Genomic DNA, 14608 nt, shown 5'->3' with positions numbered 1-14608 from the left:
CTTATATGTTATCTTGATCTAGATATAAACTCAAATTATAGCTACATAACATATACAGATAATCAGTATATGTTGTTTCATAAATATAATATTACACAAGAAACTTTATTTAAGGGTGGATTTAAAATGCCTGTTTGCTTTGGAGGAGATAGTCCTAAAAAAATAACTGTAAAATGGATTGCAGTTGAATAAGGAGGTAACTTATGAATGTAGGAACAAAGATATACTATTGTAATATAACAGGAAATACATTATTGGTAATCGGTGATTTAGTTAATGTTTCAAGAGATACAACTTTTGATGAAGATTATTGTATATATCCTGAACTTAGTGAAAGAAATAAAGATACAATATCATCAGTACAATTAAATTATGGAGAATTTAATAAATTAGCTAATGGTAAAGATTGTACCAGTGTTAATTTAGAAACTAAAGAATTAGTATTTTCAAGTATTTCAATGCCTGATAATTCGTCAAATTTAACTTGGGAAAATGAAGTAAATGATAAACTATCTGCTTTGGAAGAAGAAAATGCTGATTTATTATTAGATAATGCAATGAAAGATTTAAGGTTAGAGACACTAGAGAATGATTTAGCAGATTTAACTTTAGAAATAGCTATGATGGGAGGTAATTAAAATGAAAATGGATTGGTTTGAAAAAATAAACAGATATTATGGTAAAGGTAAATATACTAAAGAAGAAGTAAAAGTATTTGTTATAAGTGGAAAAATAACTGAAGATGAATATAAAGAGATAACAGGAGAGGACTACAAAGCATAGTCTTTTTTTATTGGCTAGAATTAATTTTCTAGCCTTTTTAATACAATATAGAAAGGAAATTTTATGGATAAGTTTTTTAATGATGTTATACTTACACAAGGTATTTTCGCAATCCTATTCTGTTGGCTATTATTTGATAGTAAAAAAGAAGCTAGAGAAAGAGAAGCAAAGGCACAGGAAAGAGAAGATAAATTACAAAGTATAATATTTAATAATCAAAATGTAATGCAAGAAATGGCAGAGAAGCTTAAAACTGTAGAAGAAGTAAAAGAAGATGTTAAAGAAATAAGAAATAAATTAGATGGAGCTATTAATTAAATAGCTCTTTTTTAATAAATTAAATTTTAGAAAAGGTAGGTAATTAATCATGAAATCTAATATACATGCAGGACATGATGCACAAGGAAAAGGAGCAAGTGGAGCTAGTTCTTATATAGATGGTATAGGATGGATACATGAATCTGTTGAAGATAGAAATGTAAAAGATGAAGTTATAAGATTATTAAAAGAAGAAAATAATATTACGTATGATTGTACTGTAGATTCAGCAGGAACACAGGATAAAAACTTATATCAAATTGTTGCCAAATGTAACGCACATAATGTTGATTTAGACGTATCTATACATTTTAACTCTGGACGAGATGATGAAGACGGGGATGGTGATAATGCAGGGGTTGAAGTATATTGTTATGATGAAAAAACTAAAGATATTGCAGAAAGAATATGTAAAAATATATCAAAATTAGGTTTTGATAATAGAGGAGTTAAAATTAAAAAAGATTACTATGTATTAAGAAAAACAAAAGCACCAGCAATACTTATAGAATGTTGTTTTATAGATGATAAAGATGATGTTTTACTATACAAAAAGGTAGGATATAAAGCAATAGCAAAAGCAATAGTTGAAGGTATATTAAATGAAAAAATAGATAATAAACAAAATAGTAATACTAGTCAAGGATCATCAACAAATAAGTTTAAAAATGGAGATTATACAGGCAAGAAAGCTAGAGTTACAGCGAATGTATTAAATGTTAGATGGGATAGAGGAACTAACTTTGATATTATAGGAAAATTAAAGAAAAATGATATTGTTAAATTAAATTATTGTATAAATGGATGGATAAGTATAGAAGGATATAAAGGGAATAAAGGCCTTGGATACATCCATACAGACTATATAGAATTGTTATAAATAATAGGTATAAATATTTGACTTAAAAATATTATTTTGATAGTATTATACTTAACACAAATTATATCTAAATTTTTAGTTATAAAATCATATTCCAATTAATTATCCAAAAGATACTGCTTTTATTTTAATAAAAATAATGAGCAGTATCTTTTATTTTTTGTATATATTTGATTTTTAATCATATTTTTGATAATATTATATACACAAAACTACAATATTTAATTATATAACCCTAAAAAAAGACTGTCCTTATATAAGGCGGTCTTTTTTTATATTTTTGTATATTATTTTTCTTGCATAATATTAAAAAATACAATATTATTTTATATGTATAAAAATTAAATCTTTTACAGTATATTCGAAAAAAAAGACTCGGTATTAAATTTCTATACCGAGTCTTTTTTGTAAAGTAAATTGAAGTAATTGACTAAAAAATACTTTTTTGATAATATTATAATTACTCATTAGATTTATTATTTATAGTGTTTTTAGACTATATTATTTTATTGAACATTATAAAAAAATAAATGGCTATCCTAAATAGGGTAGTCATTTATTTTTTATAAATAGTTATATTATAAAAAGAATATATATAAATAAATTTATATTATTGTTTTTTTGTAAAATATTGTTGTATTATGTAAGTAACCTGATTTATATCTTACTATTAAACATTTTGTATAAGTGTAGTGAATTAAGAAAGAGACTATTTATATATTATATAGTCTCTTTTTTATTAAAAGTATATATTTAGTATGTACATATTAAACATTTGAAGTTAAAATAAACATTAGATACTATTTTGGATAATATATTATGATAAACCTAATAAGATGAAACTTATTAATCTTCAAACTATAGAAGTAAAATGTAGTACTGGTTAGATTTAGAAACGAGATAAAAAGGAACAGAAACCAACCACTGTTCCTTTTTACTTTTATATGTAGTTTTTATTGAATTATATGTGGTTATGTTCTAAAATATATTCAAGCCCAAATACTTATAAATAAAATAGATACATAAAAAAGGACTAGGTCGTACACCCCTAGTTCTTTTTTCATATCTATATTAAAATATTTTATATTCTATTTATTATAATGTTTATGATATAATACTCATAGAAATTACAATCTAAGAGTGATGGTTTCTATACTAAAGAAAAATCACCTACTTCTTTACAGGAAGGAGGTGAGGAAGTATGGAAATATTAAATTTTCTAATAAGTAACTCCGATAACATACTTATCAGTATACTTGGAGCTTACATATATGATAAAATTAAAAATCACTCTAATGGCGGTAAGAGTGATTCTAATAAATAATTATTAACTTAATTAGAAACCACACTCTGCGCGAATAGATTGTAATTTCTTTTTTATGATTATATTATACACTAGATAAATATATTTATGCTAGTTATTTTATAATATATTCTTATTTTTATAGTTTTTAGAAAAAAAGACTAGGTATAATAAACCTAGTCTTTTTAATTATTTGACATCAAAATCATTTTTTGTTAGTATAAAAATGTAGTTGGAAGTTTATTTTGAATGATCTTCTATGGATTTTATTATCAAAAAAGGCAAATGATCTCTTATAAGTTCATTTGCCTTTTTTATTTATGTTTTATATGTCAAAAATCACTTTATTGTATTTGACATATTTCATATATTTTTCTAGTATTTTTGAAATATAAATCATATAAAAAATAATGTATTTCATAAAGTACACTTTTTGACATAGTTTAGTATTAATAAAAATATATAATTAATAGCTATAGGTATAATTATTTGACTTCAAATTTTATATTTGATAGTATTAATTAAACCTTTCTATGTTACTTTTTAAATTATCGTAAATTTAAATGAGTTAAACACAAGTTAAAAAGGAGTAATGGTTTTAAACTATTGCTCCTTTTTAATTTTTATATAATAGGTAGTTTTATTTGAAAAAATATTAGAAATATAATATTATTAATATGATAGTATAAATATTGAATAACTTATATTTAAGTCGTTTCCGACAAAGTAAAAAGGCTAAGTTTCATAATATGATTCCTAGTCTTTTTATTCTGCTATTTTTTGATATATGATAATGTTAATAAAAAATATTTTATAAATATACATAGTTTTATTTGACTTTAAAATGCTTTTTTGATAATATTGATTTAAATTTTTCTTTATTATTCTAAAAATTTTAAAGTCATGAAAAAGGAGTAAAAATATAACTATTACTCCTTTTTTATTTTGTATAATAAGCAGTTTTATTTGAAAAAAATTTTAAAATATAGTACTATCTTATTCGAAATTGTTTTTTCAACTAACTAACAAAAGTATTCTTATAGCGCAGAAATACTAGGTTTCATAATATGACACCTAGTATTTTTGTTTTTAATATCTTCTCAACTGTTAATAACATTGTATTTTCATGTTGATATTTATATATGTACAACTAGATTAATTTTTTTCTTCAATTTATTTTCTAAATCATACTTTTTGACATAGAGTAGTATTAATAAGAAATATTTTATAACTATAGGTGGTTTTATTTGATTTTTTTAATTTTTTTTTGATATTATTAATATTATCATAATTATTCTTTAACATATATTTTTGGAAGTTTTGTCCGAAAAAGGAGTATGAGTAATGAAGTCCTCACTCATACTCCTTTTTTATTTTTTATAATAGGTAGTTTTGTTTGAAGAATTTTTAAAAATATAATATTATTTTATTAAACATAAGTGTTTAGACAACCTTAAAATTAATTAATAATTTCCGACTTATAATAAAAAGGCTAGGTTTCACAATGTGATTCCTAGCCTTTTTATTATATATATCTTTATTTTACTTTTGACATGGCTTACTTTTTGACATGCTCTAGTATTAATAAAAAATATTTTATAACTATACATAGTTTTATTTGATTTTAAAATATTTTTTTGATATTATGAATTAAACCTTTCTAGGTTATTTTTAAGTTTTCATAGGTCAAAAGTAATTAAAAAGGAGTAAAAGTTTTAAACTATTGCTCCTTTTTAATTTTTATATTATAGGTAGTTTTATTTGAAAATTTTTTTTAAATATAATATTATTGATACAAGCTGTACAAATTTTTTACATAACTTAAAATTTTTTCTGATAAAATAAAAAGACTAGGTTTCATAATTTGAACTAATACCTAGTCTTTTTATTTTGTATTTTTTAAAATTTAATAATTTATCGTTTATTATTCATATTTATATATATACAACTAAATTATTTTTTTCTTCGATTTATTTTCTAAATCATACTTTTTGACATGTTTTAATGTTAATAAGAATTGTTTTCTAATTATAATGATAATTATTTGACTTTGAAATGTTTTTTTGTTAGTATGAGATAATCCTTTCTTTGTTGTTTTAATTTGTTGTCAAAAATAAAAGAGAGCAATAGGTCAACTGTTGCTCTTTTTTATTTTTATTAAATTGTAAGAATTAATACAAATACTATAAGAAATAACAAATCCAATATAAATCACCATCCTATATGTAATATAAAATCTATTTATATTCAAAAAATTCCAAATAAATATTTTACAACAAAAAAATAAGCCTTTAATTAGGCTCATTTTTTTACTGCAACTAAAAAGACAAATTTTTTAACACTTTTCAAAATAATTATATCATTTAATTTTAATTATAAGTATCAAAAACTCCTATTTATATATTTTTTTATAGATTAAAGTATATTTAATACCTATATACTATTTCTAGTTGTTACTTTTTGACATAGTTTAGTATTAATAAAAAATATTTTATAACTATAGGTAGTTTTATTTGAAAAATTAAAAAGAATATAATATTATTTTATTAAGCATATGTGCTTAGACAATCTTAAAATCAATGAATAGTTTCTGACTTATTATCAAAAGACTAGGTTTTGCAATGTAATTCCTAGTCTTTTGATTTTGTTATTTTTTGATGTAGGGTAGTTTTAATAAAAAATTTATAACTATAGGTAAAATCATTTGACTTTTAAATTCTTTTTTTGATAATATGAATTAAGCCTTTCTAGGTATTTTTTAACCATCATAAGTAAAAAAGGAGCAAAAGTATAACTATTGCTCCTTTTTTATTTTATATAATAGGTGGTTTTATTTGAAAAAATATTAAAAATATAATATTCTTAATATGATAGTATAAATATTGAATAACTTATATTTAAGTCGTTTCCGACAAAGTAAAAAGGCTAAGTTTCATAATATGATTCCTAGTCTTTTTATTCTGCTATTTTTTAATATATGGTAATGTTAACAAAAAATATTTTATAACTATAGGTAGTTTTATTTGATTTCTAAAATTTTTTTTGATAGTATCATAATTAATCTTTAACATATAATTCCGATGATATATAAATAATAAAAAAGGAGCAATGATTTCTCACAAATGCTCCTTTTTTATTTTATATAATAGGTGGTTTTATTTGAAAAAATATTAAAAATATAATATTCTTAATATAAGCTGTATAAGTATTTAAATTGCTTATAATAAGTATATTTTTTCTTCTAACAATAATAAAAACACTAGGTTTCATAATGTGAAACCTAGTGTTTTTATTATATATATTTTTATCTTGCTTTTTGACCAAATATAGTATTATTAAAAATATTTTATAACTATAGATAGAATTGTTTGACTTCAAATTTTATTTTTGATAACATGAATTAAACCTTTCTATGTTATTTGAGATTTTATAAAATCATAAAAAAAGGAGCAAAAGTCTAACTCTCGCTCCTTTTTTTATTTTTATAAAATATGTAGTTTTATTTGAAAAAGATTTTAAAATATAATATTATTTTGTTAAGCATAAGTGTTTTAGCAGCCTTAAAATCAATTAATAATTTCTGACTTATTATCAAAAGACTAAGTTTCACAATGCGATTCGTGGTCTTTTCGCTTTATATATTTAAATAATGTCGTTTGATTTTAAAATTATTTTTTGATACTATATGTATAAGTTATTTATTGCTTTTATATTATTAAGTTTATTCTAGGGATTAAAACTAACTTAAAAGGAGTAAAGAGTTTCATTCTTGCTCCTTTTTTATTTTTATAAAATAGGTCATTTTATTTAAAAAAATTTTAAAATATAATATTATTAATATGATCCATATAAATATTTATATGACTTATAATCTATATAATCATTTCTAACAATAAAAAGACTAGGTTTCATAATATGATTCCTAGTCTTTTTATTTTATATATTTTTATATTGTTAGTAATTTGTCGTTTTCTGTTGATAAATCTGTTGATTTTGTTGATAAATATACATTTTACGTTGATATTTCTAAATCACTGAAATATGTCAATACACTCCTGTACATTTACTTAAATTATGTATCTTACATTTCTGTGTACAATATTTACAAGCCTTTAATATTTACAGTTATTCTCCAAATAATTCAACTTAAAAACTTATATTACTAGGTATTTCATGTTCAAAGAAAACTCCTTGAATACATACATATACTTCTTGATCCTCTTCATGTTCAGGTTCTAAAATATAAAAAAGAATATCAGAATTTCCAGTTCTTCCTCTTTTATTCTTATATCTTTTTGATGAAATTATTTCTTTCATTTCTTTGTCTGATAAATATTTATTAACATATTTTTCCCTTAAGTCTATATTCCTCACTAACTATATGTCTCCTTTATTTAAAATGCATTTAGTATAATATTCTCACATTTAACATAGTTATAACTATTCTATAATAAATAATTTTTATAAGTTGTGTTGTATTTATATAAAAAATGTCCCCGGGGGACACTTTTTATATTTTAGTTTGCTCTATATACAACTCTATCTGTTCATTTAAAAATCTCAATTCACTTTTTAAGTTATTAACTTCTTTTATAGTTTTTTCATCCATTATTGTATTGTTTGCCATTAACCCTGCAATCTTACTCATTTCTTTCCTAACATTTCTTAATCTTACTTTTAATTCTTGATTTAATTCTATTTTATCTTCATCTTTTTTTATTTCACTCAATTCATTTTTTAATTGTTTGTTTTCTTCTTCTAATTTCTTTTTATTCCTTTCAAAATTTTCGGCTATTTCTTTTGCCTTATAATTAACTATTTTATCTATATTATTTGGATTATTTAATGTTTTAAGAAGTTTTTGTTTCTCATTTTCTATTGCTAACTTTTCTTCATTTAATTTTTCTATTTGCTGTTCCTTTAGTATTAGATCTTCTTTATCTAAATTATATTTTTCTTCTAGTTCTAACTTAATTTTTTCTATTTCTTTATCTATATTTTTAGAAGCATTTTCATTTTCTTTAGTTAATACTTCTATTCTTCTTAAATAAATTTCTTCTTTTTTGGATAAATCATTTTTTATTTTTTCTAATTCCTTAAATTCATTTTTAAGCTTATTTGCTTCATTTTTGCTTATTTCAACTTTATTTTGTATTATATTTAAAATGATTTTTTGATTATCTTCACTTAATACTGCAAATTCACTCGCATTTGCTATAGTTAAATTCCCTTCCTCTAATAAAGATTTAAGTTCTGGTATAAGAGATTTATTTATTCTTTCATATCTACCTACTTGAGTAGGACTTAGTCCTGTATCTGATGCTATTACCTCTCTAATTCTTCCTACTTTTTCACCGTTATTCTTTTTAATTTTATAAAGTTCAGTTAATCTTTGAACTTGTTTTAATTTATCTGCTTCTGAAAGTTCTCTTGTTTGTGCATTAGATTGTATTAACACTATTTCACTATCTAGCTCATTTAAGTTTGAAATTTTACAAGGAACAATTTTAAATTTTGCCTCACCTTTTTCAACTAATGATTTTAAAGCTGTGTATCTTCTTTCACCACTTATTAGTTTATATAGCCCTTTTTCTAGTGGAATAACTACTAAGTTGTGATTAAGACCATTTATTGAAATGTCTTCGGCTAATTCTTCTATATCATTTATTTCATAAAAGTTTTTTTCATTTCTAACTATTTTATCTATATCTATATAATCAATTTTAAAGTTTTCCTTTGCTTCAATAGTAGATACTTTTTCAGTATTCTTAGATATACCATTTAACATACCTTCACTTATACTAAATCTTTTAGCCACTAGAATACCTCCTTAACTAAAGCCTTATAGTCTTTACTTGCATTAGAACTTTTTTTGTAGTAAACAACTGGCATTTGTTCAAAAGATGCTTCTGTTACAGATACATTTTGTCTTATTGTTGTATCAAATAATTTATCTTTTAAAATCGACTTTAGAGCTTTCTTAATTTCCTTGTTAACTACTGTTGCAGTATCCATTGTTACAAAGCATCCTTTAAATTGTAGATCTGGGTTAAACTCTTCTTTAATTTCCTCTATGCTTTCAAGTAAATATTCTAATCCATCTAAAGCAAATTTATCTATCTTTATAGGTACAATAACTTCATCACTAGCCACTAATGCATTTATTGTTATCATATTAAGGCTAGGGGGACAATCTATTATACAATAGTCGTATTTATCATTAACTTGTTCTAACATCCTTTTAAGCCTATTTTGTTGATTTCTAGTTACGTCCAATAGTATTTTCTTTTCTGCAAAAGCTAAAGATATATTGCTTGGTAAAATGTTTATATTCTCATATTCAGTTTCTTTTATAACTTCATCTATACCTATATCTTTATTTAATAAAACATCAGATACACTAAGAGCATCTATATCATATGATTTAAAAGACATTGTAGAGTTTGACTGTGCATCAACATCAACTAATAGAACTTTATTTCCTTCATCTGCTAATATTGCTGCTAAATTTATAGCGCTTGTAGTTTTTGCAACTCCACCCTTTATATTAAGTATACTTATTTTTTTCATAATCAACTCTCCTTTATAATGTACTCATTTTGCTAAGTGAATAAAAGTAGTCCCCGGGGGACTACTTTTATTTACTTGTCAAGTTTCTTAATTCTTATCTCGTTATTCTCAAATACAACTTCTATTTTTCTATTCTCTTCATCAATTCCCATTTCTTTAATCCAAGCGATAGGTAATGTTACTCTAGTTGTTAAACTACCACGACCAGACTTATTAAAACTTACATTTAGATTTCTCTTTTCCATTTTTACTTTCTCCTAACCTGATACTAAAATAAAAAATATGATTAGTTGAATAACAAAAAATGATATCCAAAATAATAATTTAAAATTTGTTTTCATCTTTTTATTTTTAAGTGTCTATGATATACTTTTTTGACAAGGGAGGAATGCCGTCCTCCCTTATCATTTTAATTCTTTAACTTTCTAAGTTTTTAATTAATGTTATAACTCCATTAACAAAACTTGGAATTAAAGTTGCTACTTGGAAGAACTTAACTATTTACTGTCTACGTTCTTCCTTTCTATTTTGTTTTCTTGATACTCTAGATACCACTTACCTCTCTTGGTATATTTATATTATATCACGTTACGTGATATGGTTCAATGTTTTCCTTGAAAAAAGTTTAATTTTCCAATTAGATTGTTTTTATTGAAAAAGTAGTCCCCCGGGGACTACTTTTTTTCATAGCACCTGGAATTAACTTAAATATTAGTAAAAAAGGGATATCAACATCAGTTAAAATAGGTAATGCAACATTTAATAGTCGAGGAAGAATTACAGCTAACTTTAGTCATTGTGTTTCATATACTACAAATGTAATACTAAAAAAAGATATAGTAATAAAGATTTTGATTTAAATGATCTTTTTGATGCTAGAATTTATAAATTAAAAAGCAGAAAATATAGCTGGGCTAATCTTTCAAATAAACAAGTTAAATATTACAATATTCTTATAAAAACAATATTTATACTATTAACTTTAATATTTGCTCTGATATCAATTTTTAACTTATTGTATCTTCCTTTATTTATTGTTACTGTAATTTGTATATTTAAGTTCGATGCTAATAAATTAAGGAATGCTCAGCGAGATATAATATCTAAATATACCTCTTTAAAAAGACGATTTATAATGCTAATTTTAAGAGCACCTAAGGTATGTGTCTCTTATATCTTTTTTCACTAAAAATTTATTTCACAATTCTTATCATATTAATCGTCTTCTATCTCGTCATTTTTTACAACTTCTAACTCCGGATATCATCGAAGGACGATTAGAATTATTGAAAAAGTAGTCCCCGGGGGACTACTTTTTTATAGTACCCTTTTTAAGAATGGATATATATTTAAAATCAAATGCTATACCTTAGAAATTAACACAGCCATTATAATATTTAAAATTATCAAAATAACAATTGATAGTTTTAGTCTCTTGTATTTATGTCTTACCTTATTATTTTGCTTTTTCATATTAATCATCTTCTACCCTTCATTTATTTTATGGTTTCTTACTCCAAATATCCTCAAATAACGATTAAGATTAGTGAAAAAAGTAGTCCCCTGGGGACTACTTTTTTTCTTAGTACCCTTTCTATGATTAATACTCATCATATTCATTTCTATATACTTCTAAATCTGTAGCATCTGCCATTTTTTCAATTTTAAACCTACCCCAACGGATATAGAATTTATTATGCCTTTTGACAATAACTCCTTTTGAAAATTTTCTACATACAAAATCGTTAGTGAAAATACGAGTATTATGCATATCAATAAAGCCTGTCTCTTCACATAGAGTTATTGGATCTATCGCTCTTACACCTTCTGCATCATCATTAATACAGTATTTTAGAAATTTATCGTTAACTAAATTACCATAAACCCATTTATTGCAATATCTCATCTTTGCTTTATATTTTCTCATTCTATCACCACATTGTTTAAGATTTTTATGTACAACTTATCCAAAATCAGATTTTCGTATTTCGGTTCACGCGTATTATTCTCTATAGGCTTAAATTTATAATTTATATCCCTTTTAATTCTTGCACCTTTTTCTTTATTTCATATGCCCAGTATCTATCATCAGGATTAACAGTTAAAACAGTTTCTGCTTGTAATAATTCTATTGCTTTATTTATTAAGTTTTTATCATCAACATTATTTTCTGTATTGTTTAACTTAAATTTTTCATTTTGAGATTTTTCTATAATTTTATCTAATTCATTTTCTGAATAATTTACAAATGTTTCATTAAAATTATGGAATTTGTTATTTTTAGTTTTTACTTGACTAGATTCTTTTTTATTAGAATTATTTTTAGATGATTCATATATTGCAAAGTTTTTATCATCTTTGTATATCTTTTCAAGTAATGAGAAATATACACCTTCTTGAGATTTAAATACCTCAATAGCTTTTATAAGTCTATCCTTTTTCCATTTTTTGATTTTGTATTCTTTGTTAGGTGAATCAATTATTAAATGTGTATTTGATTCTATTAGCTCTTTGTTTGTATCAACTGCCTCTTTTTTTTCTACTACAGCATTTTGATGCGTAGTACTAATAGTAATCTCTTTAGTAGTCTCTTTAGTAGTCTTTGGTATAGGTGGTGTCAAGTTGACACTATCCATAGTATCATTTTGACACTTTGCATAGTAGCAATTTGATACTATGTTGGAATTACTCATAGTATCATTTTGACACTTTGTTGAAATTTCAACGTTTTCTGTGTGTTCCATATCTTCGACATCTGTATTTATAGTCTTAGATTCATATTCTAAAAGTAGTTCTTCTAACTTGTTATAATCTAACGTTACCCATAGAGTACGGTCATATTTTTTCTTATTATAATTACCTTTGATTAATATTTTTGTATCAAATAGTTTTTTAAAGATTCTTTTTAGAGTAGATATACTCCAGAATGTAAAGTTTTCTTTTTGCCAGTTTTCATATGTATTAAAAGTCCATACTTTATCATCATATATATTTATTTTTGCTTTATCATTTATATTTAACCAGTAATGTATTTGTTGTACAACTATTGCCTCGTTTAATCCTAATACATTTGCTGCTAATCTATTTATAGTTATTGGTTCTTCATTAAAAAGTAGTCTGCATCTCATTTTATTTATCCTCCTGTTAATTAAAAAAACCCTGATATTTTAATATCAAGGCTTAGAAGGACAAATTTAAGTACAAATTTATTATATTTATTGAAAAATACTAGAATATGTGATAGTATATTTACATATAATAAATATTGTAAAAAAATAAGTCTACAAACTACCTGATATCTTGCTCATATCATGTGGTGGTTAAACTAAGAGTTGGCGCTCTTACTTAACCAGTAGGCTTTTTTTATGTTTAATTTTAAGATAATAATAATCTTAAAATTCGTTTTTGTCAAATAAAAACGCCTATTTTATAAATTAAATTGGTATTTTTTATGTTTTTAAACATTTTTTTTATTTTTTAGACTTATCGTAAAATCCAATCAAGCAAGTCATCCAATTCTAAATCTAATATATAAGCTAATTTTTTAAGAAAGTTAAGACTTGGATTATTAAAACTCTTGTTTTCTAACTTTGAAATATAACTACGGCTAACATTTAAACGTCTCGCTAATTGATTTTGAGTTAATTTTTTTTCGAGTCTTTTTTTCCTAATCATACTATACACTCCTTTGTCGTTTTATGTATAAATTTGTATGAAAATGTTCATGAGATTCACACTTCCTCAGTGTAGAATATTGATATTATGAAAAAGGAGGTTGAAATATGAATAGTATTAAAAGGTATAAGCTACATAATTGAGATTGCATTGAGGTTATGAAAAATATAAATGATAAATCTATAGATTTGATTCTTTGTGATCCTCCATTTGGAACAACTAATTGTAAGTGGGATAATATAATTCCATTTGATTTGATGTGGGAGCAATATCATAGAATTATAAAAGATAATGGAGCTATAGTATTATTTTCAGATCAACCATTTACAACAAAATTAATACATTCAAATCTAAAAAACTACAGGTATAGTTGGTGTTGCATGTGCAACTACTAAATATAAATTTATAGGAATTGAATTAGATAATACATATTTTGAAATAGCAAAAAATAGAATAGAAAAAGCATATATGGAGGAATAGATCATGATTGAAGAAGTAAAGGATTTGAAAGAAGAATTAATAGAAATTATAAATATAATAGATAATATAAATATATTAAGAAAAATTAAATTTTTAATTATAGGGATATTAAAAATTAAAAAAAACTAGATACAGATGTATCTAGTTTTTTATTCTTTTTATAAATTCTTCAACAAAACACCACTCATCATCATTTAGCTTAAGTATTTCCTCTATAAACCTTTTTTTGAAACTATCTTCTTCAGCAGCTAATTTTCCGACTAAAATATTAAACTCATCTTCTTTTGTTAATTCTAAAAACATTTCGCCTTTTCCAGTTTCAAACCATTCTCTATTAACATTATATATAGCGCAAATGGATTTAATATTTCTATCTATAAGGTTTATATTACCTTTTTCTAAATTAGATATATTAGAATCACTTAAGCCAATTTTTTCGCCGAATTCTTTTTGTGTAAGATTTAAAGCTTTTCTGATTTCTTTTAACCTTGATTTCATTTAATCACCTCCAAAAGATAATAACATAAAAACTTTTGTAACAAAAGTGAAAAAAATAAAAAACTTTTAAAAATATAGCAAAACTTTTGACACAAAATAAA

15 protein-coding genes are annotated in these 14608 nt (G+C 23.2%); 7 read left to right on the top strand and 8 right to left on the bottom strand.

Features of this window, described 5'->3' with window-relative positions:
• The 5 genes from ABCP60_RS13775 to ABCP60_RS13755 all read left to right on the top strand — a co-directional run.
• On the top strand, nt 1–192 hold a 192-nt coding region (locus tag ABCP60_RS13775), incomplete at its 5' end, for a hypothetical protein (protein ID WP_343101928.1).
• 11 nt (nt 193–203) lie between these two features.
• On the top strand, nt 204–638 hold the full coding sequence (locus ABCP60_RS13770; protein ID WP_343101927.1) for a hypothetical protein: 435 nt from the start codon (nt 204–206) through the stop codon (nt 636–638).
• A 1-nt stretch (nt 639) separates the two neighbouring features.
• Nucleotides 640–783: an XkdX family protein gene (locus ABCP60_RS13765; RefSeq protein ID WP_343101926.1), complete on the top strand. Its 144-nt coding sequence runs from the start codon at nt 640–642 to the stop codon at nt 781–783.
• A gap of 63 nt (nt 784–846) precedes the next feature.
• On the top strand, nt 847–1101 hold the full coding sequence (locus ABCP60_RS13760) for a BhlA/UviB family holin-like peptide (protein ID WP_343101925.1): 255 nt from the start codon (nt 847–849) through the stop codon (nt 1099–1101).
• 49 nt (nt 1102–1150) lie between these two features.
• Nucleotides 1151–1981 carry an N-acetylmuramoyl-L-alanine amidase gene (locus tag ABCP60_RS13755; RefSeq protein WP_343101924.1) on the top strand — a complete coding sequence of 277 codons (831 nt, stop codon included), beginning with the start codon at nt 1151–1153 and terminating at the stop codon, nt 1979–1981.
• A gap of 5449 nt (nt 1982–7430) precedes the next feature.
• Here ABCP60_RS13755 and ABCP60_RS13750 read toward each other — a convergent pair.
• The 7 genes from ABCP60_RS13750 to ABCP60_RS13720 form a co-directional block, all read right to left on the bottom strand.
• Nucleotides 7431–7658, bottom strand: a complete 228-nt coding sequence (locus tag ABCP60_RS13750) for a hypothetical protein (RefSeq protein ID WP_343101923.1) — start codon at nt 7656–7658, stop codon at nt 7431–7433.
• A gap of 136 nt (nt 7659–7794) precedes the next feature.
• Complete coding sequence (locus ABCP60_RS13745; protein WP_343101922.1) at nt 7795–9102, bottom strand: ParB N-terminal domain-containing protein; 1308 nt, start codon at nt 9100–9102, stop codon at nt 7795–7797.
• A complete protein-coding gene (locus tag ABCP60_RS13740; RefSeq protein WP_343101921.1) occupies nt 9102–9854 on the bottom strand; it encodes a ParA family protein in 753 nt (250 codons plus the stop codon). The genes ABCP60_RS13745 and ABCP60_RS13740 overlap by 1 nt, the downstream gene beginning before the upstream one ends.
• A gap of 71 nt (nt 9855–9925) precedes the next feature.
• On the bottom strand, nt 9926–10099 hold the full coding sequence (locus tag ABCP60_RS13735; RefSeq protein WP_343101920.1) for an AbrB/MazE/SpoVT family DNA-binding domain-containing protein: 174 nt from the start codon (nt 10097–10099) through the stop codon (nt 9926–9928).
• Nucleotides 10100–11454: 1355 nt separating this feature from the next.
• The gene (locus ABCP60_RS13730) at nt 11455–11760 is read right to left on the bottom strand and encodes a hypothetical protein (RefSeq protein WP_343101919.1); all 306 of its coding nucleotides are present in this window, start codon (nt 11758–11760) and stop codon (nt 11455–11457) included.
• Between the two features lie 124 nt (nt 11761–11884).
• Nucleotides 11885–12982 carry a hypothetical protein gene (locus ABCP60_RS13725; protein WP_343101918.1) on the bottom strand — a complete coding sequence of 366 codons (1098 nt, stop codon included), beginning with the start codon at nt 12980–12982 and terminating at the stop codon, nt 11885–11887.
• A 355-nt stretch (nt 12983–13337) separates the two neighbouring features.
• Nucleotides 13338–13529, bottom strand: coding sequence for a helix-turn-helix transcriptional regulator (locus tag ABCP60_RS13720; protein ID WP_343101917.1), 192 nt, complete (start codon nt 13527–13529; stop codon nt 13338–13340).
• A gap of 158 nt (nt 13530–13687) precedes the next feature.
• Here ABCP60_RS13720 and ABCP60_RS13715 point away from each other — a divergent pair, with 158 nt between their 5' ends.
• Nucleotides 13688–13924 carry a hypothetical protein gene (locus ABCP60_RS13715; RefSeq protein ID WP_343101916.1) on the top strand — a complete coding sequence of 79 codons (237 nt, stop codon included), beginning with the start codon at nt 13688–13690 and terminating at the stop codon, nt 13922–13924.
• Between the two features lie 88 nt (nt 13925–14012).
• Nucleotides 14013–14138: a hypothetical protein gene (locus ABCP60_RS13710; protein ID WP_343101915.1), complete on the top strand. Its 126-nt coding sequence runs from the start codon at nt 14013–14015 to the stop codon at nt 14136–14138.
• Between the two features lie 12 nt (nt 14139–14150).
• On the opposite strand, the gene ABCP60_RS13705 is transcribed toward ABCP60_RS13710, so the two are convergent.
• The gene (locus ABCP60_RS13705) at nt 14151–14507 is read right to left on the bottom strand and encodes a helix-turn-helix transcriptional regulator (RefSeq protein WP_343101914.1); all 357 of its coding nucleotides are present in this window, start codon (nt 14505–14507) and stop codon (nt 14151–14153) included.
• Nucleotides 14508–14608 lie beyond the last annotated feature (101 nt).

The sequence above is a fragment of the Romboutsia sp. MSSM.1001216sp_RTP31141st1_G3_RTP31141_220114 genome (assembly GCF_039031195.1).
Taxonomy (GTDB): domain Bacteria; phylum Bacillota; class Clostridia; order Peptostreptococcales; family Peptostreptococcaceae; genus Romboutsia_C; species Romboutsia_C hominis.
The sequence above is the reverse complement of the archived record's forward strand: the minus strand, read 5'-3'. Positions and strand labels throughout refer to the sequence as shown.